Origin of the sequence: Mucilaginibacter conchicola, assembly GCF_003432115.1 — a bacterium.
GTDB lineage: Bacteria > Bacteroidota > Bacteroidia > Sphingobacteriales > Sphingobacteriaceae > Mucilaginibacter > Mucilaginibacter conchicola.
Genome location: NZ_QWDC01000002.1, coordinates 796,839 through 822,489, shown reverse-complemented (window position 1 = coordinate 822,489; position 25,651 = coordinate 796,839). Strand labels below are relative to the sequence as shown.

The following is a 25,651-nucleotide window of genomic DNA, read 5'->3' as shown; positions in this document are numbered from 1 at the left end:
ATGTTTTTACAGCCGACTCTTCTATCTCCCGACATATCACATATTCCATTGGCTATCCCGCTCCCGCACCGACAACCCGCTCCTTCTCATTCAAAAAAATTAAAAAACTTTAAAATGTTTTAAAGGCACAGTCGTCCTTACCTTTATAAAACGTACAAAGTTGGAAATCGTAGCAATGCCCCAGGATAAAAACAGCCACATCATACAAACGATAGCATCGTATGGTAAGAGCCTGTTGGGTTTTATCCGCAAAAGGGTAAAGAACGATGCCGATGCCGAAGACATACTGCAGGATGTTTGGTATCAGTTCAGCAATGTGGTTGATACCAGTACAATTGAACAAACCGGGGCCTGGCTTTACCGCGTGGCACGCAACAAGATACTCGATAAGCATAAAAAACATAAAGAAAGCTTGTTAGATGATCTTTCGCCTGCCAATGACGAAGAAGGCGACGACCCCGATTTTGCCGGCATCCTTCTGCAGGAGGCAGCAACTCCAGAGACCGAATACATCCGCAACCTTTTTTGGGAACAGCTTTTTGAGGCGCTTGATGAGCTGCCCGAGAACCAGCGCCAGGTTTTTGTATGGCACGAGCTGGATGATATTCCGTACGAGGAAATTGCCAAACGTACCGGCGAAAATGTGAATACCCTGGTATCGCGCAAACGCTATGCAGTACTGCACCTGCGCAACAGGCTAAAGCAATTGTACAAAGAGATAACAGAATATTAAAGACATAGAGAGATCATGAGAAAAGCAAAATTTATATTAATGCCGTTCTGCTTCGCCGGGATATTGGCGGTAATGAGCTTAGCACTAATGCTATTGTGGAACGCCTTATTGCCCGATATACTACACGTAACTACAATAAACTACTGGCAGGCTATGGGCATTTTTGTACTAAGTAAGATATTATTTGGTTTTGGTGGCCCGCGCGGTGGCGGTGGTGCCCCGTGGATGCGTAAAAAACGCATGATGGAAGAAAAATTCAGGAACATGAGCCCCGATGAGCGTGCCCGTTTCAAAGAACAATGGCAAGACCGTTGCGGCTGGGGAAAACGCCGTGGCGATTGGAGCAGAGGTTTCACCGAGCAACAGGCTGCCCCTGAAACCCATCAACAAAAAGCAGAGTAATACTCTTTAAAAAAATAAGAAACGTCATGCTGAATTTATTTCAGCACCCCACAAGCAGGTCAAAACCACACAGGGTAAAGCGATAAGTTCGGCGTGGCGATCTTAAATAAAACATACACCTCTACTAAACTAAACACTATGGACGTACTGATATTTAAAACAAGCGTAGCCAGCCAGCAGGATGCCGGCCGTGTTCAGATAATGCTATCAGCCATGAAAGACATTAAACAGTACAACTTCGACTTGGAAGATTGCGACAACATCCTGCGCGTAGTAAGCCAGGGCCTCGAGCCGCAAACCATTAGCCATGCGCTAAATGTGGCCGGTTATATGTGCGAGGAACTGCCTTATTGAGTTGGCAGTTCTTAGTTTGCAGTAGGCAGTTGGGCGAGGTTCACTATTAGAAAATCACTGCAAACCGCACACTGGCTACTGCCAACTAATCCTATATTTACGCATGCAAATTTTCCATGCATTGCAGGTTTGGTGGCAGCATCAAACCGTTATTGAGGTAGTAGCCGTTATAACCGGGTTGCTTTGCGTGTACCTCGCGGCCAAAAACAATATCTGGAACTGGCCTTTCGCAATAATCAGCGTTTCACTTTACATCTTTATATTTTTTGAGGCCCGGCTTTTTGCCGATATGGGCCTGCAGTTTTACTTCCTGGCCATGAATATCTACGGCTGGTGGTTTTGGAGCCATGCACCCACAGAAAACAAAGTCCCTATAAAACGCATCGTTAATCGTGAGATTTGGCTGTCAATAGCTGCCGTTTTACTGTTTACCTTTGTATTGGGGTCGATACTGAAATATACACCGGCATCATACCCTTATCTGGATAGCTTTTTAGCTGCCTGCAGTTTGGTGGCACAGGTTTTTTTGGCGCGCAAGGTTTTAGAGAACTGGCTGATATGGGTATTTGTGGATGTGATATATGTAGGCGTTTACATTTTAAAAGACCTGCACCTTACGGCTATCATGTATGCCAGCTACGCAGTGATCGCAACAATCGGTTACATCGACTGGCGTAAAGATTGGAAGCAGCAGCAGCCTCAGAATTAAGATCAATGACATCAAACATCATCAAAATAGCAGTAGTAGGCCCCGAGTCTACGGGTAAATCAACCATGTCGGCATTTTTGGCTAAACATTACCAAACCGTTTGGGTGCCCGAATATGCCCGCGGTTACTGCGAAAAGCTTACAGAACCACCTACCTGGCAGGATGAGATCAATATGTTCTACGGCCAGTTGGCTTTGGAAAAAGAAATGGAACCGCAGGCAAATAAACTGCTCATCTGTGATACCACTTTCATTACGGTAAAGATCTGGAGCGACCAGATCTTTGGTTCATCCCCGCAAGAAGTGCTGGATGAATTACCCAAACACCCCTACGATCTTTACCTGCTCTTAGACATTGACCTGCCCTGGCAGGATGATCCTCTGCGAGATTTTCCCCACCTGCGCGAACATTTCATGGATGTTTGGCACAAAGAGCTGCAAGCTTTAAATGCTAATTATAAAGTAATATCAGGCACCGGCCCGGAAAGGTATGAGCGGGCTGTGGAAACAATCGATGGTTTTTTGAACCATGATTAGCTTGATTTAAAGGTTTCCTGATCTGTATTTGTGTTGAGTTATAATCATGTAATCCTTAAATCCTATAAATCAGCGGTCAAATTCATTTTTCCCACACATTTTTTTCACTCCTCATGCAACGTTGTTGAATGCCCTGCGTCATTTAACCTGAAACCTGTCAACAATTTTGGAAGCTGTATACGTAGATAAACATTACAATCTGGTAGTAGAGTGCAAGCAGGGCAGTAAAAAAGCCTGCTATGAGCTTTACCGGCTATATGCTAAAGCGATGCTGAACGTTGCCTTTAGGATAACGGGCAACATTGGCGAGGCCGAGGATGTTCTGCAGGAATCTTTTACCGATGCTTTTAACAAGCTGAAGGATTTTAGGCAGGATACCACATTTGGCCTGTGGCTAAAGCAGATAGTAGTGAACCGCTCTATCAACCTTTTGCGCAAACGGAGGTTAGAGTTTGTAGAAATAGAAGACGGCCACCTGGACAATGTACCCGACGAAGAGCCATGGGACGATGAGGATGTACAATACCAGGTAGCACAAATAAAGGAAGCCATGAAAGAACTGCCCGAAGGCTACCGCGTGGTACTATCACTATACCTGTTAGAGGGGTACGACCACGAAGAAATAGGGCAAATTTTAAACATCAGCGAAAACACATCACGCACACAGTTTTTAAGAGCAAAAAGAAAACTGGGCGAAATTTTGATGAGGAAAGGAATAAAAAAATGAGCAAGCGTTTGGAAGATTTTATTAGCCAGAACCGCGAGGAGTTTGACGACCTGGAGCCGCGTGCCGATATATGGGCAAACATTGCCAAAGAGCTTGATGCATTTGACGAGCAACATGCGCAATTACCTAAAAAGCGCGAAGCAAAAACCTTCTCGCTGGGCTTTGTGCTAAAAGTTGCCGCATCAGTTATTGTGGTGATGGGTATTGGTTTCGGTATTTATCTGAAAACATTAAAGCCGGCCAACAACGGTGTTGACCTTGCCGATATTAACCCAACCTATGCCAAGCAACAGGTACACCTGGTATCGGTTATCGAAACCCAGAAAAACGAACTTAAACAGATCGCAAAATTTGATCCGCAGTTATACGAGGAGTTTAACGGCGAGATCACCAGGATGCAGTCTATCTACAAAAAATTAAATGCTGAGTTAGCCACTTCGCCCAACCAGGAGCGTGTATTACGTGCAATGATCCGGAACTTGCAAATACAAACCGAAGTGCTAAACCAGCAGCTGAGTGTAATTCAACAGTTTAACGACAGTAAGAACCAACAACATGAAAAAAGCATTTAACATAGCCTTTATAGCCATCATTGCTGTACTGGCTGCAGGTTCCGGCGCGCATGCACAAGTAAACCCGCCCGAGCCACCACTACCGCCAGAGAACCTCAACTACAATAAAGACTTTAATTCGGCGGAGTTTAACAAAAGCATGGCTAAGCTTAACACAAAAATGGCCGACCTGAGCAAGAAGATGGCTAAGCTATCTGCCGAGCAAAGCAAGAAAATGAACCTTACGATGAAGGACTTTAACAAGAAATTCAGCGCGCAGTTCAAAGATTTTGATAAAAACTTTAATAAGGATTTCGGGAAGGACTTTGGGAAAGATTTCTCTGATAACTTTAACAACCTTATCCCGCAGGGCAGTTTTAATTTCGACAACGGCAATAAACTATCTGACGAGGAATACCGCCGGAAAGTAGCCAGCGGCGAGATCACAGAAAAAACAAAAACCTACAGCAAAAGCTATAGTGTTGATGGCAACGATGTGCTGCAGATAAGCAATCAGTTTGGTAAGATCCACGTGAATACCTGGAACAAGAACGAGTTTAAGGTTGATGTTACCATGAAGTTTTCATCGGCAGATGCCAGCCTGGTTGATGAAATGCTGGAAGGTACCAGTATTATTGATAGCAAAAATGGCTCGGTGGTGTCGTTCCGTACCAAAACCTGGAGCAACCAGCATGGCCGCAACAACACGCAGCAGGATATGAGCATTGACTATAATGTTTATATGCCGGCAGGTAATGCTTTGGATATCACTAACAGGTTCGGCTCGGTTACTTTACCAAACTTAAGCGGCAAAACTACTTTAAAGCTGCAGTTTGGTTCGCTTACAGCGCAACAATTAACCAACGCGCAGAACAATGTATCTATCAAATTTTCAAAAGATAACCCATCAACTATCGCTTTCTACAACGGCGAGCAGTTGAAAGTGGAGTTCAGCAAGTTTAAAGTGGGTACTATTGATAACAGCGCAGCATCATTCAGTTTCTCTGATGTAAGCATTGATAAACTGAAAACCTCTGCCGATATCAATGTGAAGTTTGGTGATGGTTTAAGCATTGCCGGTATTGATAAATCGGTAAAAAACCTGAACATCAACGCCTCAAACACTAAAATTGATCTGGACTTTAACCAATCGTTCAATTTTGATATAACCACGCGCCTGGGCAGCTTTAACTTTGATGAGGATAAGGTGAAAGTAACCGCCAAAACCCCAACTGATGAGGAAAAGGGATGGTCGCAAACCAAAACCTACAAAGGCTACGTGGGTAAAAACAACAGCGGCCCCAATGTAGTGGTAACCGCAAGGTTTGCAGATATACAGTTTAAGTAAGATACGCCAACCCTTCTATGTCATTGCGAGGAGCGATAGCGACGCGGCAATCTCCTCGCGTTCCCGTGCATGCGACGAGATTGCTTCTCCGCCAGCCGGCGGATCGCAATGAAATAGTTGAAAGTAAGAAAATAACAAACCCCTTGCCCACATCGGCAGGGGTTTTGTATTTTAGTGCCAACAATAAACATCTGCATGGAACTATTTACCGATCCCGAGGCTTGGATCTCGTTGGTTACGCTCACTTTCCTGGAAATTGTATTGGGTATCGATAACGTGATATTCATCTCTATCCTCGCTGATAAACTTCCTAAAGAACAGCAGAATAAAGGCCGTAAACTGGGGTTGGGCATGGCAATGGTAACCCGCGTGGCCCTATTGTTTGCTATTAGTTGGGTGATGAAACTGACTGCGCCCTTGTTCAATATTTCGGGCTTGATAGGTGTGAGTGACGGTGATTGGGTAGAGAAACTGGCCATCTCCGGCCGAGATCTGATCCTGATAGTGGGTGGTTTATTCCTGATCTATAAAAGCACTGCCGAGATCCATCATAAAATTGAAGGCGACGAAGAAAGCGGTGACAATGTTAAGGCGCACTCTTTTTGGGGAACCATCATTCAAATCATGCTGCTGGATATTGTGTTCTCGCTCGACTCTGTAATTACTGCCGTAGGTATGGCCCAGCATATCGAGATCATGGTGGCTGCCGTGGTGATTGCCGTGGGTATCATGATGTGGTCATCAGCAAGCGTGGCAAACTTTGTTAATAAGCACCCTACGGTAAAAATGCTGGCGCTATCGTTCCTGTTGTTAATAGGTGTGTCGCTTTTAGCCGAGGCTTTTGAGCAACACATTCCTAAAGGTTATATCTACTTCGCTATGGCTTTCTCGGTATTGGTAGAGATGCTGAACCTGAAAATGCGCTCAAAACGAGATAAGAAGAAAGCTGCAACTAAAAAGTAAGCTTCACCAAACGCGGCAAAGCAAACCTTTCAAATACTCACCCTCGGGGAATGATGCCCTAACGGGGTGGTCTTCGGGCTGGTTAAACTGGTAGATGAATTGTACCTGTTTGCCTGCATCTAAAGCAGCCCAGGCCAGTACCTGTTTAAAGGTTTCCATATCCATGGCACCCGAGCAGGAGAAAGTAGCCAACAGGCCTCCGCTGTTCAGTAGCTGCATGCCTATACGGTTAAGGTCTTTATAAGCGCGTGATGCCCTGTCAAGTGCCGAGCGCGATGGTGCATATTTGGGTGGATCTAATACGATAATATCAAACTTCGCTTCCTCATCTCTGAACTTACGCAATTGCGCGTTCACGTCAGATTTAATGGCGGTGTGCTTTTCGCTCTCAAAGTTATTTAGGCGGATGTTTTCTTGTAGCGTTTCAATAGCCAATGCGGAACTATCAACACTGGTAACTGATGCTGCACCATTACGGAATGCATTTAAACTGAAACCACCGGTATAAGAAAAGCAATCTAATACGCTTTTGCCTTTGGCGTAATGAGCCAGTATGCGGCGATTATCGCGCTGGTCGCAATAAAAGCCCGATTTTTGGCCTTCGGCGATGTTGATGCCATAGGTGATGCCGTTCTCTTTTACCATTACCAACTCCGGTGGATGGGTGCCGGCTAACAGCACATTTGAGGTTTCTAAACCCTCATGTGCACGTGAGGTGGCGTCGCTTTTATCAAAGATGCTGGTTGGTTTAAGCAACGTATTCAGCTCATCGATGATCACCGGCATCACATTCTGGATGCCCGAGGTAAGCACCTGCACCGCCAAATGGTCAGCATATTTATCAACGATGAGGCCGGGTAAGTAGTCGGATTCGCTGAAGATCAAACGGCAGGTATCCGTTTGTCCATCACCCAAGACATCAGCACGACCGGCAACGGCCATCCTTACTTTGGCACGGAACCAATCCTCATTAATCGCAACGTTCTCATCCCACTCCAGCAAGCGCACGGCCACACGCGATTGATCGTTATAAAAACCATAAGCCAGGAATGCTTTTTTACCATCAAGCAAACGGATCACCTCGCCATTGGCGGGTTTACCCTTTACATGCTCAATAGCGCCCGAAAATACCCACGGGTGCCTTTGTAATACAGCTTTCTCTTTGCCTTTCTTTAATACAACGTCGATCATGCTGCAAAGGTAACAATATCGCAGCCATTATTCGGCATTCCCGGGCATCGGCGTATTCTGTAGCGCCCGTGCAACAGCAACCACATTGGCTGCGGCGGCTCTGCCTGTTTGTATCGACCATTCCTTACGGTAATCACTTTTCAGATAACTATCGCCCGGGCCGGGGCCGTTGTTCCAATAGGTGTATGATTGCGGGGCGATGGTAAAGCCTACATCCATCAGCGCACCTGCAATTTCTGATACCACGTGTCGTGCTCCGTCTTCCTCGCCGGTAACCACAAAGCCGGCTACCTTATTGAATGTAACCGGGCGGCCCTGCTCATCACGCGCCGGATAAAGCCCGTTGATACGCTGCAGTACTTTCAATGCTTCGCTGGATAATGTGCCCACCCATGTTGGCGTGGCAATGATCAATATTTCAGAAGCCAATAATTCTTTAAGGATGGCAGGCCATGCATCACCGTCACCAAGGTCTGATTTAATGCCCGTGATAATGTTATGATCGGCTACGCGGATAAGATTGGTTTCAACGCCCAATCTTTCCATTTCATCTATAACTACTTGTGCCAGCGCTTCGGTATTTGATACCTCAGGCGATTTTTTCAATGTGCAGTTGAGCACTAATGCTTTCATGGGTTTGCAACTTAATGGTAGTATAGTATCAATAGGTTGTTAGAAGAAAATGTTTTGATTCTGTTAATTCCCCAAATTCTTAAAATTCGAGTTCTGACAAACAAAAAAGCGGAAGTTATTGAGACTCCCGCTTTCCTAAAGCTAAATACTTAAATAATATTATTGCTGGCTATCGTCGCCCTGGTCTTCGTCGGTTGATAGGCCTACAACTTTGTAAACCTTTTTACCGTCACCGTCGCGTTGCTCCTGGAAGTAAGTACCATCAGGAGAAACCCAAAGCTTTTCGCCGTTTACTTTTATTTTGCGGCTATCCTCAGGCAATGTGGTTAAAATATCACCTACCTGGTAAGCCTGGTAGTCGCCTTGGTCGCCACCGCCACCGTTGCTGGTGTTCAGTTCGCCATCTTTACCGGCAACTTCATAAGTTACAGTACCATCATCTTTAGTAACCGCACGGTAGTAAACACCGTTTGATTCGTAGAATTGCTCGCCATTAATAGTGATAGGCTCTGCTTTTGATGGCAATGAATTTACCGCTGCGCCTACTGGTGGCTCAACTACAGTGTATTGGTTATCATTGTATTGGTAGTACAAGCCATCGGCATAGTAGTACTGGTAGTTGTTCCACCAGAATGGGTAGTAACCAAAAGGCAATACACTTATACCGAAACCGATGCGTGGTAAGTAATAAGAGTTGTAGTAACCACGGTAATTATAGTAACCATAACCAAAGTAACGCGGGCCATAGTAATAATTGCGGTAACCACCACCATAAGGGCGACCGTAACCATAGCGGCCGCCATAACCATAACCGTAACGGCCGCCATAGCCACCTCTTCCGTTTACACCAACGGTAGGGCGACCGGCAAAAGAACCACGATTGCTGTAGCTGTATGCTCCTCTACCCGGAGTAGCCCCTACAGACGGCCTTGAGCCAAAACTGCCCCTATTGGGTGCAACACCCATTGATGGATTTGATGGGCGACTAAATGAACCCTGCGGCCTAACACCTGCTGACGGGCTTGATGGACGGCTGAAAGAGCCACCCGAAGGGCGACTAAATGAACCGCCTGATGGCCTGCTAAAGCCACCGCCACCACCGCCGCCAAATGAGCCACGGCTTCCACCCCCGCTAAATCCACCGCCGCCGCCGCCGCGTGCACCACGTTGTGCGTTGGCGTCTAAGCCCAAGCCAAGGAACACCATTCCGCTTAGGGCTACTGTTAATAATTTTTTATATGCTGTTCTCATCTCTAATTTATAAATGCATCAACACCCTCGTGCTGATGTAGTTGTTTGACTTAACAAAGGCTTAACGGTTTAACGCCTTCTAAATTATTTTTCAACAAAAAACAGGCCGTTATTTTTAGTCGATATCCTCTGATATAAAGACAAATGGCTCGGCAAATTTAAGGCTAAAAAAGCCATCGGCTGTGGTCACAAATGCGTCTTCTATTTCGCGCGATAAGCCAGTGGTCTCTAAGTTTGAATATACTGATAATATCCCCACGTTTTCATTAGCCGGTTTCCACTTGCTAAAGCCGCTTGTTACAGGATAAATTTTCTGCCTGGTACTATAAATAACAACGTTTATACTATTAATATACGGTTCAAAATCTGAAAGTGTAACATCGCGGGTAACAACGTTTACGGCGGGGTAGCCTTTATTGGTTAGGTAAGTCATCGCTGCGCTTACCTGCGTTTGGTTGTTTTGTGGGATGAGCTTCACATCAGATTGCATATCAGCGGGTGCGGCATCAGCAATAATGATATCAACTTTTATTTCGTAAGCGGCAAGCTGCTCGGCAACATCGGGGATGGTGATAACGGTTGGGCTCCATTCTAACAGTTGGCCTAACAATTCCTCAGAGAAATCTCTAAGGCTGAGCACTAATAAAGCAGGCTCCTGTTTTTCGCGAACAATGTGGTGTGACGACATATTATACTAAGGTAAGCTGTTTGGCAAAGGTAGCTTAAATTAATAGTTTTGGTAAGGTAAACCATGGCAGAAGAACCGGCAAAAACGTATCGTAAGATCATCCATATTGATATGGACGCCTTTTACGCGTCTGTTGAGCAGCGCGATTTTCCCGAGTATCGCGGCAAGGCTTTGGTAGTTGGCGGCCTGCCCGAGGGGCGCGGCGGTGTAGTGGCTACAGCCAGTTATGAAGCACGTAAGTTTGGGGTGCGATCGGCCATGCCATCAAAACAGGCTTTGAAGCTTTGCCCTCATGCCATATTTGTGAGGCCAAGGTTTGCTGCTTATAAAGAGGTGTCGCAAAAGATCCGCGAGATCTTTAGCCGGTATACCGACCTGATAGAACCTCTGTCATTAGATGAAGCCTACCTTGATGTTACGGTTGATAAACTGAACATCGGCTCGGCTATTGAAGTGGCGGAGCAGATAAAGCAGGCTATAAAAGATGAGCTACAGCTTACGGCATCTGCCGGAGTATCAGTAAATAAGTTTGTGGCAAAGATAGCATCAGACGTAAAAAAGCCGGACGGTCTTACTTTTATCGGACCCTCATCCATCGAAAAGTTTATAGAGAACCTGCCGGTTGATAAGTTTTACGGAGTGGGCCGTGTAACTGCCGATAAGATGAAGAAGCAGGGTCTGTTTACCGGCGCTGATCTCAAAACGCTAAGCAGGGAAGAAATTGTAAAACGTTTTGGTAAGGCAGGTGGCTTCTATTATAACATAGTACGCGGTATTGATGACCGCCCTGTACAACCCCATCGCGAAACAAAATCTATTGGTGCCGAAGATACTTTTGCGTTCGATTTAACTACAGCAGAAGAGATGTATGCTGAGCTGGATAAGATAGCCAAAACTGTACATGAGCGCCTAAAACGTTATCAGTTAAAAGGCCGTACGGTAACCGTTAAAATAAAATATAACGACTTTAAGCAAATCACTCGTAGTCAATCGTTCCCCGATGGTGGAGACGATATAGATTTTATTGCCGGCACAGCAAAGCGCTTGCTGGATACTACCGATACCGAAAACTTACGCGTGCGATTGCTCGGAATTACGCTTTCAAACTTTTATCCGCCAGAAATTCGTACAAAAACATCTTCAGAACAGCTTGATCTGTTCGATCAGGCCACATAGTTCTCTGCTTCTTTCTCAAAATTTATGTTTTTCGCAAAACTTTCACGGCGTTTTTCTTAAATCTAACGTTTTTGATAGTGTTGATTGGTTTTTTGTGCCTTTTCAATTGTTTTATCAAGCTTAAAAAATCTATTATTTTCATTTTTATCCTGTTTTTTGAAAAATATTTTCAAAAAATCATCTTTTTTATTGACAATATGATTTTAATATTATTATTTTAGCCTATGCAATTATTAAAAATGACTCAAATGGTTTTAATTTTTACAAGATTTTATGCGTTTGTGTTGTTTGTTGCAATTGTTCTTATCAATAAAAAGCTATTGTTGGCTATTTTATTAAAATTGGAAGGTAGAGGGTTTAGTGAAAAGGTAGGTTTTGATAAAGTAAGCTCTTTGGGTAGCTTAAAAAATGTAAATGCTGGCCTGAGAATTAAAAAAATGGCTGCTAAGAACATTTTTACTACATCTGTAACCGGGACTACTGCTATAAGATTGATAACTACGCCGGTTGCGGCCCACAAACTGCAGCCGGTATTTGCAATCGGGCAGGTAGCGTACAGAAAATGAAATACAGGCTGTGAGGCCTTAGATATACGACCTGATTTTACTGACTAACTATTAATTAACTGATCAACTAACTAAACTTCCAATTAAACTAACAAAATGAAAAAAATTGTACCCTTTCTCATTCTGGTCATCGTTGTGATACTCGCTTTGGTGTATCCCGGTGCCACAGTTGCAGCAAAGCCGGCAACCACCTACAACGGTGCTGATATAGCATGGATGCTGATATCAACTGCGCTTGTATTATTAATGACCCCGGGCCTTGCGTTCTTTTACGGTGGTATGGTGCGTAAAAAGAACGTTATCTCTACCATGCTGCAAAGCTTTGTATGTATGGGTTTGATCACTATCATCTGGGTAGTGTTCGGTTTTAGTATGGCTTTTGGCGATGATATTGGCGGCGGCTTCTTGGGTAACCCAAAAACATTCTTCATGATGCAGAATACTTTGGGTGTTGCATGGTTAGGCGGTACAATTCCGGTTATCCTTTTTGCAATGTTCCAGCTTAAGTTTGCGGTTATTACACCTGCGCTTATCACCGGTGCATTTGCAGAGCGTATCCGTTTCAACTCTTACTTGATCTTCATCACCCTTTTCATCGTTATCATCTATATCCCGCTTGCACACGCAACCTGGCACCCTGATGGTTTCTTCTTTAAAATGGGCGTGCTTGACTTCGCGGGCGGTACCGTTGTACACATGTCTGCAGGTTGGGCTGCATTAGCATCAGCACTTTATCTTAAAAAACGTAACGAAGTACCAGAGGCACACACACCTGCACGCATCAGCTACGTAATATTAGGTACCGGTTTACTATGGTTCGGCTGGTTTGGTTTCAACGCAGGTTCTGCATTGGCATCAGGCGAATTGGCTGCTACAGCTTTGGCTACTACAACTACAGCATCAGCTGCTGCTGCAATGTCATGGATCTTCTTTGATATCCTTAGAGGTAAAAAACCATCTGCAATGGGCGCTTGTATTGGTGCGGTTGTGGGTTTGGTTGCCGTTACCCCGGCTGCCGGTTTCATCACTGTATCAAGCTCACTTATTGTAGGTATCGTATCAGCAGTGGTAAGTAACCTGGTTGTGATCTGGAGAAGCAAAACCAATATCGATGATACGCTTGACGTATTCCCTTGCCACGGTGTGGGCGGTATGATGGGTATGTTGCTAACAGGCGTATTTGCTTCAAAAGGCGTTAATGCGGCTGGCGCCGATGGTTTATTCTACGGCGAAATTACCCTGTTTTTACAACACCTTAAAGCGTTGGTTGCAGTATCTGCATTCGCGTTTTTTGGCGCATTGCTTCTGTTGAAAGTTACTGACCTTATCAGCCCGCTGCGTGTTACACCAGAGGAAGAGATTGCTGGTTTGGACATGACCCAACACGACGAAGAGTTATAGTCATCAAACCTTTAACTATCATAATACTACTAAACTAACTAACTGGAAAAAGGGGCTTCGGCCCCTTTTTTTATTTATGTGTTTTTACCGGGATAAACCTGAGCAACAAAAGCAAACCTTGTTTGTAGTATAAAAAAGCCTTGCTATGAACGATCAGGATTTTAGAGAATTACACCAGCCATTACATGTGCCGGCCCATTATGATGCTGCGGCACCGCTAAAAGAAAACCTTGCCTATGCCTTAGCCGACCTTGGCGAAGGTACTGCCGATGAGGTAATAGAGCACCTGCACGAATTATCCGGCGGTGATGACATCGAACGCGAGCATGCTTGCGAACTGCTTGAGCTTTGGTACAAGAATGGTATGGTTACCGCCAATGAGGAAACTACCCCGCGAAAGTATAACCTGCATAAGATAACCCACGCCAATGGCGGCAGCGTTAACCCGCATTTAACCGCACCGGGGTTAGATTGAAATACAAAACCCGTCATTGCGAGCGATAGCATGGCAATCCCCCACCTACAGAGCTCCTCTGTAAGTCTGGGATTGCCACGTCGGCTACGCCTCCTCGCAATGACGAGGGTATCGCCATTGTTGATGACAACACCAACAATATTTACTTAAACTTCCCTTTCAACGCAGCTAATTTAATAGCCATATCCGTTTCGGGTTCCTGTCTTTGTTGAGGGCGCTGGTTAAAAGGCTTGTTAGCCGGGCGGTTCTCTTTAGGGCGGTTGTTCTGGTTATGATTTTGTTCACGCTTTTCGTTTTCCTTCATGCTGAGGGAAATGCGCTTGCGGTTCACATCCACCTCGGTTACGGTTACCTCAACCTGCTGGTGAACTTTCAAAACCTCGTTAGGGTCTTTAATAAAACGGTTAGTGATTTGGCTTAAATGAACCAAACCATCCTGATGAACGCCGATATCAACAAAAGCGCCAAAGTTGGTGATGTTGGTAACGATGCCCGGTAGTTTCATGCCTACCTTAAGATCATTAATATCATTCACCCCATCTGTAAAGCTGAACGCCTCGAACTGCTCGCGCGGGTCGCGGCCGGGTTTGGCCAGCTCGGCGATGATATCATTGAGAGTTGGTAAACCAACGGTATCTGAGATATATTTTTGTAGCGGGATAGAAGCGCGTAGCTTTTGATCGCGCATCAGGTCGCGCACGCTGCATTTAAGGTCGGTGGCCATTTGCTCTACCAGGGCATAACGTTCCGGGTGAACGGCGCTTTCATCCAGCGGGTTTTCTGCTCCGCGGATGCGAAGGAAACCTGCTGCCTGCTCAAAGGCTTTATCGCCCAAACGGGCAACTTTTTTTAACTGACTGCGCTGTTTAAAGGCACCGTTCTGGTTGCGGTAATCCACAATGTTTTGTGCCAGTTGCGGGCCAAGGCCCGATATGTAAGCCAAGATCTGTTTTGAGGCCGTATTCAGCTCAACACCCACAGCGTTCACACAACTGATAACGGTATCATCAAGTGATGTTTGTAATTTATTCTGATCCACATCGTGCTGGTACTGGCCCACGCCGATAGATTTCGGGTCTATCTTTACCAGCTCAGCCAGCGGGTCCATCAGCCTGCGACCAATAGATACTGCACCACGAACAGTAACATCCTGATCAGGAAATTCCTCTCGGGCCACATCAGATGCCGAGTAGATAGAAGCACCGCTCTCGTTCACCATTACGATGGTTGCGCCTTGCAGGTTCAGCTTGCGAACAAAAACTTCCGTTTCGCGACCGGCGGTGCCGTTACCAATGGCAATGGCTTCTATATCGTATTTTTTAAACAGGTGCTCAACGGTTTTCTCCGCCTCGCGGGCCTGGCCGGCACCGGTATGCGGGAAAATGGCGGTATACTCTAATAGTTTACCCTGCTCATCCAGGCAAACCACCTTACAGCCTGTACGGAAGCCGGGGTCAATGGCCATCATACGTTTTTGGCCAAGCGGTGCACTTAGCAATAGCTGGCGGGCATTCTCTGCAAATACACGGATAGCTTCCTCGTCTGCATTTTTCTTGGTCAGCAGGCGTATCTCGGTTTCCATTGATGGTTTCAGCAGGCGCTTGTAACCATCGGCAATAGCCAGTTTCATTTGGGCTGAAGCCGCGTTATTAGAGTTAATAAACTCGCGTTCTAACAGCTCAATGGCATCCTCTTCGGTTGGTTTAATATCCAGCCAAAGGATCTCTTCTTTTTCACCGCGGCGCATGGCCAGCACACGGTGTGATGGTGCCGATTTAACCGGCTCCGTCCACTCAAAATAATCTTTGTATTTAATGCCCGCCTCTTCTTTGCCGGGAACAACTTTTGATTCAAACACACCTTTTTCTGTAAACAGCTGGCGCATCATGGCGCGGGTCTCGGCATGCTCACTGATGTATTCGGCGATGATATCACGTGCACCCGCCAAAGCTTCAGCGCCGTCTTTAACACCTTTTTCTTCATCGATGTATTTGGCTGCTTCGTCCTCTACGTCGAATGTTTTTTGTGCAAGGATAGCATCTGCTAACGGCTGCAGACCTTTTTCGCGGGCTGCCGTTGCGCGGGTTTTGCGTTTTGGGCGGTACGGCAGGTAGATATCCTCTAACAGCACCATGGTTTCGGCAGCGTTGATCTGCTGTTCCAGTTCGGGCGTTAGCTTGCCAAGGTCTGCCAGTGATTTAAGGATGGCTTCGCGGCGTTTATCCAGATCGCGCAGTTGTTGCACGCGGTCGCGGATGGCAGCTACCTGCACCTCATCCAAACTGCCGGTAAGCTCTTTACGGTAACGTGATATAAAAGGAACGGTTGCGCCTTCATCAAGCAGGGCAATAGTTGCCGCCACCTGTTTGCTGCCAACAGAAAGTTCCTGTGCTATTTTAATGTTGTATTCCATTTTGGTTGTGATTGCACCGATGTTTTTGACTGATTGCACAGATGCAATTTTCAAAATACCGGGACTGCGAAGTTGGGGGTAATTGGGAAGAAATGCAATTGAAAAATTATTGTCTAATGCATTTCATTGGTTGTGGGTAGCCTCTACGAGGCAAAAGCTGCTGTATTTGTTTTTGCTACAAAGCGGTAACCTCTACGAGGTATGCTAAGGTGCTTATCAGGATTGAACCATCCTAAATTTATACTCATTAGATAAATCTGTCCCGTAGGGACTGCCGCTTTGTAGAAAATATACAAAAAAGAGATTGTGCTCCGTTAGGAGCAACCCCTTATCACTTTGCTCAAAATAATTAATGTGCTTCCAGCCAGTTCAACCCGGTACCTATCTCCACCATTATTGGCACTTCGGTTTTGATGGCGTTCTTCATGTTTTCGGTGATGATGGGTTTCATGATCTCCAGTTCGCTTTTCAGCACATCGAAAACCAACTCATCATGCACCTGCATGGTCATTTTCGATTGCAGGTTTTTCTCCTTCATTTCGCGGTGGATGTTGATCATGGCTATCTTGATCATATCTGCAGCCGAACCCTGTATCGGGGCGTTGATGGCATTTCGTTCAGCAAAACCACGTACGGTAGCATTGGCAGAATTAATATCCCTCAGGTAGCGGCGGCGACCCATCAGCGTGGTTACGTAGCCGTTCTCGCGGGCCGAGTTCATGGTATCGCTCATGTACTGTTTAATGCCGGGGTACTGTGCAAAATATTGTTCGATGATATCGGCGGCCTCTTTACGCGGAATGCCCAGGTTTTGTGATAAACCAAATGCCGACTGCCCGTAAATAATACCAAAGTTGACGGCCTTGGCGTTGCGGCGCTGGGTGCTATCCACCTCGTTTAAAGCTACACCGTAAACTTTGGCAGCAGTAGCGGTATGGATATCTACATTATCAATAAAAGCCTGACACATGTTTGGGTCCTTGCTTATCTCGGCAATAATGCGCAACTCTATCTGCGAATAATCTGCCGATACGATAATATGGTTCTCATCCCTCGGGATAAATGCCTTGCGCACCTCGCGGCCACGCTCGGTACGGATAGGGATGTTCTGCAGGTTAGGATTGGTTGAACTTAACCTGCCGGTTGCTGCCACCGCCTGGTTGTATGAAGTATGCACACGACCGGTTTTTGAATTTACCATGGTAGGCAAGGCATCTACGTAGGTTGATTTCAGCTTTTGTAACTGGCGGAAATCCAATATATCTCTTACGATATCACTTTTGGCAGCTAACGCCAACAACACATCCTCGCCGGTTTGGTACTGGCCGGTCTTGGTTTTTTTGGCTTTAGGGTCGAGCATTAATTTCTCAAACAGCACCTCGCCCAGTTGCTTTGGCGATGCAATGTTAAAGCGTACGCCTGCTTTTTCGTAAACGGTTTTCTCCAGTTTGGCAATATCGGTTTCCAGATCTTTTGAAAACTCGCGCAGCGTATCGTTATCAATGCGTACACCTTCGTGCTCAATATCGGCCAATACGTATATAAGCGGGTTCTCTATCTCGTGCAGTAATTTCTCTGCTTCTACTTCTTTTATCTTTGGCTCAAAAACGGTGCGGAGCTGCAGGGTTACATCGGCATCTTCTGCGGCGTAATCCTTTATTTTCTCTATCTCTACATCGCGCATGTTGCCTTGGTTCTTGCCTTTGGGGCCAATGAGCTCTGTGATGGATACCGGTTTGTAGCTCAAGTAATTTTCTGACAGGATATCCATGTTGTGGCGGGTATCCGGGTCGATAACGTAATGCGCCATCATGGTATCAAACAGGTCGCCTTTCATTTCCACATCATACCATTTCAGCATCAAGATGTCGAACTTCAGGTTTTGGCCGGTTTTGCCGATGTTGGCATCTTCAAACACAGGCTTAAACTCGGCTACTATCTTTTTGGTCTCAACCTCATCAGCAGGTACAGGTACATACCATGCCTGGTGATGTTTTACCGCGAAGGATAAGCCTACCAGCTCACAGAAGTTAGCATCGGTACCGGTAGTTTCGGTATCAAAGCAAATATGCTTTTGCGCTTTTAATATATTGATGAGTTCGGCACGTTTCTCAAACGTGTCGGCTAAAATATATTCGTGTTCAATGGTGTTGATGTTCCTGATCTCTATCGGTGCAGGTGGTTCGTAAATATCTTCTACTTCAACGGTAAGGGTAGTACGGCCGCCGGCAACAGGGTTGCCAAACAGATCAGTTTGTACAGCCACGGCGCGGGTTTCGGTAATGCTGAAATCATCGCCAAACACGCGGCGACCCAGCGTACGGAACTCCAGTTCGGCGAACAAAGGCTCCAGCAGATCTTTGCTTGGTGCCGTCATGGCAAGGCCTTCTTCATCCAGCTCAACAGGTACGTTCAATAAAATGGTAGCCAGTTTTTTTGATAACAAACCCTGTTCGGCGTAGGTCTCTACGTTCTCTTTCATCTTGCCCTTCAGCTCGTGGCTGTGGGCAATAATGTTTTCCATTGAGCCGTATTGTTTGATGAGAGTCTTAGCGGTTTTCTCGCCGATGCCAGGGATGCCGGGGATGTTATCCACCGCATCGCCCCAAAGGCCCAGGATATCTATCACCTGCTCGACACGCTCTACTTCCCATTTTTTGCAAACCTCTTCAACACCCAGTATCTCCATATCGTTACCCATGCGGGCAGGCTTGTAAATCCTGATGTTTTCTGATACCAGCTGGGCAAAATCCTTATCGGGTGTCATACAATATACCTGGTAGCCTTTTGCTTCGGCTTTTTTGGCAAGAGTGCCTATAATATCGTCGGCCTCGTAACCGTCGGATGTAATTAAGGGAATATTGAAACCCAGCACCACTTTAAATATATAAGGCAGGGCTTTTGCCAGATCTTCGGGCATGGCCTCGCGGTGGGCTTTGTAGGCTTCGTAGTCGGTATGGCGCTCGGTAGGGGCATCGGTATCAAATACCACTGCCATGTGGGTAGGGCGTTCCTTTTTCAGCACATCTAACAGGGTGTTGGTGAACCCCATTACTGCCGATGTATTTAAACCGCCCGATGTAAACCGCGGACTTTTACTTAACGCAAAATGAGCCCGGTATATCAGGGCCATACCATCTAAAAGGAATAGCTTCTTCATTATTATTAGCTGATTGCACCGGTGCTTTCAGGATTGCGCCGATGTATCAAAAGTACAATTTAGGGATGTTAATATCGAACGCCCAACAAGGAATGTTGAACGATGAAGTGCTTGGACTGTGTAGTATTAATATTGAACATCGAACAAGGAATACTGAATGATGAAGTGTTTAATAGTTAATTATTAGCTACTTCGATATTCAAAATCCAACATTCGGTGTTCGATATTAACTTTTACCGAAATGAGCAGTCAGGTATATGGTCATTCACCATACCGGTGGCTTGCATAAAGGCGTAACAGATGGTGGTGCCAAAGAATTTAAAGCCTCGCTTTTTCATGTCTTTGGCAATGGCGTCAGACTCGGGCGTGCTTACGTGCGGGCCGGTGTAACTGGTTATGGGTTTGCCATGGGGCATAAAGCTGTACAGGTATTTATCAAACGAGCCAAACTCCTTCTGGATCTCTATAAACAACTGCGCATTGCGGATGGCTGAGCTGATCTTTAAGCGGTTACGGATAATGCCCTCGTCGTTCAACAGGCGTTCTTTATCTGCATCGTTAAAAGCAGCAACTTTTTTTACATCGAAACCTGCAAAAGCTTTCTTATAGTTTTCGCGGCGGCGCAAAATGGTGATCCAGCTAAGGCCCGCTTGGGCTGCTTCGAGCGTTAAAAACTCAAAAAATACTTTATCGTCATGCACGGTTTTGCCCCATTCTTTATCATGGTATTCCATGTAAAGCGGGTCGGTGCCGCACCAGCTGCAGCGTTTTAAGTCGGAAGTCTTAAGTCTTGAGTCTGAAGTCATTTTATTGGAATTTTTCTGGGTTATTGATCATGTAGATAAGCAGATAGCTTACTTCATGGCTTTGTTTGTTCAAGTCTTCGTATTTTTCCTTTGTGATGTATTGACAAGCAAGAGCTGCATCTAACCAGGCTTGCGTTTCGCCATTTTCCATATCTGCGTCAGTCAATTTGCTAACGAAATGATTGGGGTAACGGCGCTTTTTATAGGCTTCGGCCACAGATGCAAAAACCGAGCGCGAAGATCTTCTGATTTGATCTATCAAGCTATAGGTTTCTTCTTTAGGGAACGTCTTTGTCGTCCAGAAAATATCCATCGCAAGTGCGAACGCCATTTTATACACTTTCAAGTCACGAAACGAGCTCATCGTAATAAGTTTAGATTTCCTAAATATAAAAAATGCTGACTTATTACTATCGACTTCAGACTTTGGACTCAAGACTTAGCTCATCCCAATACTCAACCGCCCTGCGATAATGCGGTATCACGATAGAGCCGCCAACCAGGTTAGCTATCATAAATACCTCGTTCATTTCATCGTGCTTTACGCCGGCCTCGTGGCATTTGCCAAGGTGGTATTTGATACAATCGTCGCAACGGAGAACCATCGAGGCCACAAGCCCCAGCATCTCTTTGGTCTTCACGTCCAGTGCACCATCAGCATAGGTGGTGGTATCCAGCGCAAAAAAGCGTTTGATGTTGGTGTTGGCGGTTTCCATTATCCTGTCGTTCATTTTGGTACGATAGGCTTCAAAATCGTTTATCAGTTGTCCCATGTTTTGTAATGAGTTGATGTTAGAATTAGTGAGTTAGTGAATGTGCTCATCTCTCAAATAAGCTTACGAAATTATAAATGTTTATTTGGTAGCGGTTGGGTAAATCATAAATTTACTGCACAATTAAAAACGCCATGGAATCATTATCTCCCAACATCTTTGTCAACGATATTACTGCTACTGTTGAGTTCTATAAAATTTTAGGCTTTAATGCGGTGATGACTGTGCCAGAAGATGGCGATAACCTGGTTTGGGCTATGATGACCAACGGCAGTGTTACCATCATGTTCCAGACCTTTGAAAGCCTGGCCGAAGAACTGCCGCAGATCAATCGTGCCGATGGCGGCTCACTGTTACTCTATATCAATCTAAAAGATATACAAGGATTTTTTGATGCCGTAAAGGATAAGGTGACCGTATTGAAAGGCCTGGAGAAAACCTTTTACGGCGCTACCGAATTTTCTATCCTGGATAACAATAACTACGTATTAACCTTTGCCGAACACGAAGCATAATGGTCACGTTTAAACGCCTTGATCATTTCCACGTTTGTGTACCGCCCGAAAGGCTGGAAGAAGCAAAAGCATTTTATGCCGATGTTTTAGGGCTCGAGTTGATAGATCGCCCTGATCATTTGTTTTCATCTGCCGGTTACTGGTTTAATATAGGTAATGTGCAGCTGCATATAGGCGTTGAACCCGCCTTGCCACGTACCATAAGGCATACGGCTTTTGAGGTTGCCGATGTGGATGCCGCCCGCCGTCACCTGGAAAATAATGGTGTTGAGATAGTTGAAGAGCCGGTTATCCCCGGGCGCAGGCGCTTTGCCTTTATAGACCCGTTTGGCAACCGTATGGAGTTATTACAACTTGTGTGAATAAGCAGAACTGCTTGGCCTGATTTATGCGCATATCTTCGCAAAACTCACGCTATGAAGCTTATTTCTCCAAAACTGCACGGTATTATTGATTATATGCTTGTAATTTTCCTGTTCCTGTCGCCGGTTGTCTTCAGCATGACGAGCGAGACGAGTTCACAGGTGTATACTATAGCCGTTGTGCAAATGCTGCTTACTATAATTACCAATTATAGTTATGGCATGTTTAGGGCAATACCTTTAAAATTGCATGGTGTTATTGAGTTAGCCCTTAGTGTGGGTATGGTGGTTGCGGCATTTACCGTTTTGCAATATGATGAACGCGCTAAAGGTTATTATACAGGCCTTGGAATATTCTGGTTTATTATTGTGGTTTTTTCTGATTACAATAAAGACCGCGATGGCATTAAAGCGCCAATTCTATAGCAGGATCCCAGAAGATCTCTTTGAAGTTTTGCACCTGGTTTTCTTCAACCTGTACCCCTTCATTTTCCAGAAGCTGCTGCATGGTGTTGCCGCCAAAATGAAATTTGCCGGTTAGCAAACCCTGCCTGTTCACTACCCTGTGCGCCGGTACCGGTGGATTGGCCGTACCCGCCACCTGCATAGCATAACCCACAACCCTTGACGAACGTTTTGCGCCCAAATAGGCAGCAATGGCCCCATAAGAAGTTACCCGCCCCGCAGGCACCTGGCGGACCACATCATATACGTTATCGAAAAAGTTGTAGTCCTGCGCCATGGTTAAAATGAGAATTTGAGATAGTTGATGTTTTTGCTGTGCGCCAGGTATTTCTTTTCGTAATAGGTTTTGATAGAAAGTACCTCATCAGCATACGGCGAATGATAAAGGTCTTCGGTACGCACAGCCAGCTTCAGGCCCAGCTCTTCTATCTTTTCTGCAGTGTAGGCATGCAGGCCGTCATTATCTGTTTTAAGGTTAACAAAGCCGCCCGGTTTCAGCAGTTCTTTGTATTTATCCAGGAAACGGGGCGAGGTTAAACGTTTCTTCTCGCGGCTCAGTTGCGGCTGCGGGTCTGGGAAGGTGATCCAGATCTCGTCTACTTCACCGGGAGCAAAATAGTCAAGCAGGTTCTCTATTTGTATCCGCAGGAAACCCACATTTGGCACGCCATCCTCAATCGCAGTTTTAGCACCGCGCCATATACGGTTACCTTTGTAATCTATCCCTATAAAATTCTTCTCGGGGAACATGCGGGCAAGGTTAACGGTGTATTCGCCTTTGCCGCAGGCCAGCTCAAGCACTACAGGGTTTTGGTTCTTAAAAAAGTCCGGTGCCCACTTGCCTTTATATGGCTGCCCGGCCTCAAGCTGTATTACGTTATCAAACGTTTCAATTTCGGCAAAGCGCCTTAACTTATCTTTTCCCATGAGGATGCAAAAATAAGGAATTTTGGGAAAACGGATTAATCTTGATCTCTGCGCGTCATTGCGAGGTACGAAGCAATCTCTTTAGGACAGTTAACGACATGCATTTTTGATTTGCTCAAAGAGATTGCTTCGTACCTCGCAATGACGTGGGGGATAAAAAGCGAAAAGGATAAACGCAATGCGCCTATCCCTCTCAGGTCGTGTTTCGCAACAGTGACCATGGTTTTAGATATCGTTCTATGATGCCTGGATGTTGCCCGGCACCGGTTTTACCTCGGCAACTACAGTTACTTCGGCTTTGTCTTTCTTCTTTTTATTAAATAACCCGTTGAACAGGTTTTTTGCTTTACCCCAAACGCCGGTTACGGCATCTTCGCTGATGTATTCTGATGCTTTTTGCGATAACAAACCAACGGCAGTTTTCACTAAAAAGTTAGAATGCTTAAACACGGTTTTGTTTAGCGTAAATGGTAATACAAAACGCGACAGCAACCCAAGAAAATCCTGTTTAAAGAACCCTGCATTTTTTATGCCATCCACAGTTGATGAGCCGGGGAAGATGGATAATACGGTTGAGAAAATAGCCGAAGGGCCTGCAAAGCGGGCCTTTAACGCTACCGACTGGTGTGTTTCCAGGTTTTTTAAACGGGCTATCTCAACCTGTAATTCGTGTATATTTCTAACTGGTGTTTCCATGCGCTTATTTAAATAGCTTCCTTATCATGATGTTAATAAGCGGACGCTGAAATGTGCGCTTGGCCGCTAAAATTACAAATGCTAACAGGGCGTAAAACGCGGTTACGCAACCAAAGCCTTTCCAGTAGGAATGGAGTAATTCTCCCAGCCATAATGCAAGGGTAAAACTAAAGAATAAGAAGGCAAGCACCCATAAAGTAATAACTACTATATCGGTAATAATATCGGCCACCACAGATGTGCTGCGCTCTATTACTTCGTATTTAATGAGTTTTAAACGGGTTTCGGCATACTCCTTTAATTGGTCAATTATAGGGCGTACCGGTTCTTGTTGTTCTTTTTCTTTTTCTGGTTCCATGGTTGATGTTTAGCTCCTGTTGGCAAGGCCAAAGGGGTTAATTATGCGTGTTCCAGGTCGTCCTGATATTCTTCTTCAGCGCCGCGTACTTTAGTTTTAATGTTATCAACTACTTTGTCTTTTAAACCAACAAGTTTGTCAATTTCAGCAGCAGCAGTTTCCTTAATAGAGTCGCCAAGGTTGGCTAATGATTCCGACAGTTTATCGCGGGTTTCAGAACCTTTATCTGGGGCAAATAAAATTCCTAATGCAGCACCCGCCGCTAATCCGGCAAGCAGGGCAATAGCCACTTTTGTGTTATCGTTCATAATTGTATAAATTTTTAAGTTGAATATTTGTTTTATTAATTATTAAATAAATGCCTTTATGGGGCAATTTTTAAGGTATATCGGGCCCGGTACGTATGCGCTCCAGTCTGTCGGCTGCAAGGCGGTTAGTTTCATATATCTCTAACAATAATAGGAAATATGATAATAATACAGGCCCAAAAACCAACCCAAGTATACCAAATAAGGGCAAGCCTATAAATACCCCGATAACGGTAATAATAGGGTGCGTATTGCCTATACGCCTGTTGATGATCAATCGCAACACATTATCTACATTGCCGATAAACAATATGCCGTACAGCAGTAAAGCTACGCCCTGCCACTTATCGCCATTGGCATATAAGATGATAGACGCAGGTATACATAACGTGGGAGCACCAACTACCGGTAAAAACGAAATAAAGGCGCCTATAATACCCCAGAAAATGGGATCGGGGATCTTGGCAAGCCAGAATCCGTTGGCCAGCAACGCGCCTTGCACAAGGGCTATAATGCCTTGCCCCAAAACGTTTGAGTAGGTTGAGTTGCGCAGCTCGGTAGCAAATTTTAAGGCATGCTGTTCGCGGAACGGTGCGTATTTAAGCAAACCTATTTCAAACTCGCGCATTTGTACAAACATAAAGTACAGCAAAAAGTACATCACCAATAAGGTAAGTACAATGTTGGCTGCACTGCTTAGTAACGATGGGAAAAGATCGGCTGCGTAGGCACCAAGTTTTTGCAGGGTGTTCTCTGCAAAATTAGGCTGGCCGATATTGGCAGCGGTAAAGGCATCTATTTTTTGTGTCCACTTATCAATGGGGATGGTATCGCGGTTTATGCTGGCTATTTTACCAATAACCATGATACTGATGGACAGGAAAGGAATAACGATAACCACCAGCGATAGTACAATGATAATTGTTGCTGCCAGTGCGCGGTTAAACTTGCGCCGCTCCACCATCCACAAAAAAAACGGGCGGAAGATGGTGAATAGCACAATAGCGCCAAGGATAGAACTAAATAGCTCGCTAAGCGCATATAGCAGGAAGCAACCAAGCACAATTATGCTTACCAGTATAATATTGTTACGCTGTTTATAGTTAAAAATGGACATGCCCCCGTATCCCCGTAAAGCTTTATGTGTTTGCTATAAAACAAAAA

General features: G+C 45.3%; 31 protein-coding genes. 16 read left to right on the top strand and 15 right to left on the bottom strand.

Annotated features, from left to right (window positions below):
- Positions 1-160 precede the first annotated feature (160 nt).
- From D0C36_RS13335 to D0C36_RS13295, 9 genes are all read left to right on the top strand, one after another.
- Positions 161-733: an RNA polymerase sigma factor gene (locus tag D0C36_RS13335; protein ID WP_233524483.1), complete on the top strand. Its 573-nt coding sequence runs from the start codon at positions 161-163 to the stop codon at positions 731-733.
- Positions 734-748: 15 nt separating this feature from the next.
- Positions 749-1,135: a hypothetical protein gene (locus D0C36_RS13330; RefSeq protein WP_199502019.1), complete on the top strand. Its 387-nt coding sequence runs from the start codon at positions 749-751 to the stop codon at positions 1,133-1,135.
- 138 nt (positions 1,136-1,273) lie between these two features.
- A complete protein-coding gene (locus D0C36_RS13325; RefSeq protein ID WP_117392116.1) occupies positions 1,274-1,489 on the top strand; it encodes a hypothetical protein in 216 nt (71 codons plus the stop codon).
- A gap of 103 nt (positions 1,490-1,592) precedes the next feature.
- Positions 1,593-2,198 carry a nicotinamide riboside transporter PnuC gene (pnuC, locus tag D0C36_RS13320; RefSeq protein WP_117392115.1) on the top strand — a complete coding sequence of 202 codons (606 nt, stop codon included), beginning with the start codon at positions 1,593-1,595 and terminating at the stop codon, positions 2,196-2,198.
- A 5-nt stretch (positions 2,199-2,203) separates the two neighbouring features.
- Positions 2,204-2,734 carry an AAA family ATPase gene (locus D0C36_RS13315; RefSeq protein ID WP_117392114.1) on the top strand — a complete coding sequence of 177 codons (531 nt, stop codon included), beginning with the start codon at positions 2,204-2,206 and terminating at the stop codon, positions 2,732-2,734.
- 166 nt (positions 2,735-2,900) lie between these two features.
- Positions 2,901-3,461 (top strand): RNA polymerase sigma factor, encoded by a 561-nt coding sequence (locus tag D0C36_RS13310; protein ID WP_199502018.1) that lies wholly within the window; start codon positions 2,901-2,903, stop codon positions 3,459-3,461.
- Entirely contained in the window at positions 3,458-4,033 is a 576-nt protein-coding gene (locus D0C36_RS13305; RefSeq protein WP_117392112.1) for a hypothetical protein, read from the top strand. Before D0C36_RS13310 ends, D0C36_RS13305 begins: the two co-directional genes overlap by 4 nt.
- A complete protein-coding gene (locus tag D0C36_RS13300; RefSeq protein ID WP_117392111.1) occupies positions 4,017-5,360 on the top strand; it encodes a hypothetical protein in 1,344 nt (447 codons plus the stop codon). The genes D0C36_RS13305 and D0C36_RS13300 overlap by 17 nt, the downstream gene beginning before the upstream one ends.
- 195 nt (positions 5,361-5,555) lie before the next feature.
- Positions 5,556-6,323: a TerC family protein gene (locus D0C36_RS13295; RefSeq protein WP_117392110.1), complete on the top strand. Its 768-nt coding sequence runs from the start codon at positions 5,556-5,558 to the stop codon at positions 6,321-6,323.
- A 3-nt stretch (positions 6,324-6,326) separates the two neighbouring features.
- On the opposite strand, the gene D0C36_RS13290 is transcribed toward D0C36_RS13295, so the two are convergent.
- The 4 genes from D0C36_RS13290 to D0C36_RS13275 form a co-directional block, all read right to left on the bottom strand.
- Positions 6,327-7,514 carry a class I SAM-dependent rRNA methyltransferase gene (locus D0C36_RS13290; protein WP_117392109.1) on the bottom strand — a complete coding sequence of 396 codons (1,188 nt, stop codon included), beginning with the start codon at positions 7,512-7,514 and terminating at the stop codon, positions 6,327-6,329.
- A gap of 27 nt (positions 7,515-7,541) precedes the next feature.
- Complete coding sequence (locus D0C36_RS13285) at positions 7,542-8,147, bottom strand: flavodoxin family protein (protein WP_117392108.1); 606 nt, start codon at positions 8,145-8,147, stop codon at positions 7,542-7,544.
- Positions 8,148-8,306: 159 nt separating this feature from the next.
- Positions 8,307-9,398: a DUF6515 family protein gene (locus tag D0C36_RS13280; protein ID WP_117392107.1), complete on the bottom strand. Its 1,092-nt coding sequence runs from the start codon at positions 9,396-9,398 to the stop codon at positions 8,307-8,309.
- 115 nt (positions 9,399-9,513) lie between these two features.
- On the bottom strand, positions 9,514-10,086 hold the full coding sequence (locus D0C36_RS13275) for a thiamine pyrophosphokinase (RefSeq protein WP_117392106.1): 573 nt from the start codon (positions 10,084-10,086) through the stop codon (positions 9,514-9,516).
- Between the two features lie 63 nt (positions 10,087-10,149).
- On the opposite strand from D0C36_RS13275, the gene dinB reads away from it, so the two are divergent.
- The 4 genes from dinB to D0C36_RS13255 all read left to right on the top strand — a co-directional run bounded on the left by dinB (position 10,150) and on the right by D0C36_RS13255 (position 13,704).
- Entirely contained in the window at positions 10,150-11,262 is a 1,113-nt protein-coding gene (gene dinB, locus D0C36_RS13270) for a DNA polymerase IV (protein WP_117392105.1), read from the top strand.
- A gap of 224 nt (positions 11,263-11,486) precedes the next feature.
- Positions 11,487-11,828, top strand: a complete 342-nt coding sequence (locus D0C36_RS13265) for a hypothetical protein (RefSeq protein WP_147321991.1) — start codon at positions 11,487-11,489, stop codon at positions 11,826-11,828.
- Positions 11,829-11,924: 96 nt separating this feature from the next.
- Positions 11,925-13,229 (top strand): ammonium transporter, encoded by a 1,305-nt coding sequence (locus tag D0C36_RS13260; RefSeq protein WP_117392103.1) that lies wholly within the window; start codon positions 11,925-11,927, stop codon positions 13,227-13,229.
- Positions 13,230-13,374: 145 nt separating this feature from the next.
- Positions 13,375-13,704 carry a hypothetical protein gene (locus D0C36_RS13255; RefSeq protein WP_117392102.1) on the top strand — a complete coding sequence of 110 codons (330 nt, stop codon included), beginning with the start codon at positions 13,375-13,377 and terminating at the stop codon, positions 13,702-13,704.
- A gap of 142 nt (positions 13,705-13,846) precedes the next feature.
- On the opposite strand, the gene D0C36_RS13250 is transcribed toward D0C36_RS13255, so the two are convergent.
- The 5 genes from D0C36_RS13250 to D0C36_RS13230 form a co-directional block, all read right to left on the bottom strand.
- On the bottom strand, positions 13,847-16,117 hold the full coding sequence (locus tag D0C36_RS13250) for a Tex family protein (RefSeq protein ID WP_117392751.1): 2,271 nt from the start codon (positions 16,115-16,117) through the stop codon (positions 13,847-13,849).
- Between the two features lie 349 nt (positions 16,118-16,466).
- Positions 16,467-19,277: a DNA polymerase I gene (gene polA / locus D0C36_RS13245; protein WP_117392101.1), complete on the bottom strand. Its 2,811-nt coding sequence runs from the start codon at positions 19,275-19,277 to the stop codon at positions 16,467-16,469.
- A gap of 233 nt (positions 19,278-19,510) precedes the next feature.
- On the bottom strand, positions 19,511-20,083 hold the full coding sequence (locus D0C36_RS13240; RefSeq protein ID WP_117392100.1) for a DNA-3-methyladenine glycosylase I: 573 nt from the start codon (positions 20,081-20,083) through the stop codon (positions 19,511-19,513).
- A gap of 1 nt (position 20,084) precedes the next feature.
- Positions 20,085-20,447, bottom strand: coding sequence for a four helix bundle protein (locus D0C36_RS13235; RefSeq protein WP_117392099.1), 363 nt, complete (start codon positions 20,445-20,447; stop codon positions 20,085-20,087).
- Between the two features lie 55 nt (positions 20,448-20,502).
- Positions 20,503-20,856, bottom strand: a complete 354-nt coding sequence (locus tag D0C36_RS13230; RefSeq protein WP_117392098.1) for a carboxymuconolactone decarboxylase family protein — start codon at positions 20,854-20,856, stop codon at positions 20,503-20,505.
- 134 nt (positions 20,857-20,990) lie between these two features.
- Here D0C36_RS13230 and D0C36_RS13225 point away from each other — a divergent pair, with 134 nt between their 5' ends.
- Genes D0C36_RS13225 through D0C36_RS13215 form a run of 3 tightly spaced genes read left to right on the top strand, consistent with a single transcriptional unit; the run spans position 20,991 to position 22,159 of the window.
- Positions 20,991-21,371 carry a VOC family protein gene (locus D0C36_RS13225; protein ID WP_117392097.1) on the top strand — a complete coding sequence of 127 codons (381 nt, stop codon included), beginning with the start codon at positions 20,991-20,993 and terminating at the stop codon, positions 21,369-21,371.
- Positions 21,371-21,733 carry a VOC family protein gene (locus D0C36_RS13220; RefSeq protein ID WP_117392096.1) on the top strand — a complete coding sequence of 121 codons (363 nt, stop codon included), beginning with the start codon at positions 21,371-21,373 and terminating at the stop codon, positions 21,731-21,733. Before D0C36_RS13225 ends, D0C36_RS13220 begins: the two co-directional genes overlap by 1 nt.
- 54 nt (positions 21,734-21,787) lie before the next feature.
- The gene (locus tag D0C36_RS13215; protein WP_117392095.1) at positions 21,788-22,159 is read left to right on the top strand and encodes a hypothetical protein; all 372 of its coding nucleotides are present in this window, start codon (positions 21,788-21,790) and stop codon (positions 22,157-22,159) included.
- Here D0C36_RS13215 and D0C36_RS13210 read toward each other — a convergent pair.
- From D0C36_RS13210 to D0C36_RS13185, 6 genes are all read right to left on the bottom strand, one after another.
- On the bottom strand, positions 22,140-22,475 hold the full coding sequence (locus tag D0C36_RS13210) for an MGMT family protein (RefSeq protein ID WP_117392094.1): 336 nt from the start codon (positions 22,473-22,475) through the stop codon (positions 22,140-22,142). The two genes, D0C36_RS13215 and D0C36_RS13210, sit on opposite strands and share 20 nt — an antisense overlap.
- 2 nt (positions 22,476-22,477) lie before the next feature.
- Positions 22,478-23,125 (bottom strand): tRNA (guanosine(46)-N7)-methyltransferase TrmB, encoded by a 648-nt coding sequence (trmB, locus tag D0C36_RS13205; RefSeq protein WP_117392093.1) that lies wholly within the window; start codon positions 23,123-23,125, stop codon positions 22,478-22,480.
- 237 nt (positions 23,126-23,362) lie between these two features.
- Complete coding sequence (locus D0C36_RS13200) at positions 23,363-23,821, bottom strand: hypothetical protein (protein ID WP_117392092.1); 459 nt, start codon at positions 23,819-23,821, stop codon at positions 23,363-23,365.
- Positions 23,822-23,825: 4 nt separating this feature from the next.
- The gene (locus D0C36_RS13195; protein WP_117392091.1) at positions 23,826-24,179 is read right to left on the bottom strand and encodes a phage holin family protein; all 354 of its coding nucleotides are present in this window, start codon (positions 24,177-24,179) and stop codon (positions 23,826-23,828) included.
- A 41-nt stretch (positions 24,180-24,220) separates the two neighbouring features.
- Positions 24,221-24,487, bottom strand: coding sequence for a YtxH domain-containing protein (locus D0C36_RS13190; protein ID WP_117392090.1), 267 nt, complete (start codon positions 24,485-24,487; stop codon positions 24,221-24,223).
- Between the two features lie 70 nt (positions 24,488-24,557).
- A complete protein-coding gene (locus D0C36_RS13185) occupies positions 24,558-25,604 on the bottom strand; it encodes an AI-2E family transporter (RefSeq protein ID WP_117392089.1) in 1,047 nt (348 codons plus the stop codon).
- Positions 25,605-25,651 lie beyond the last annotated feature (47 nt).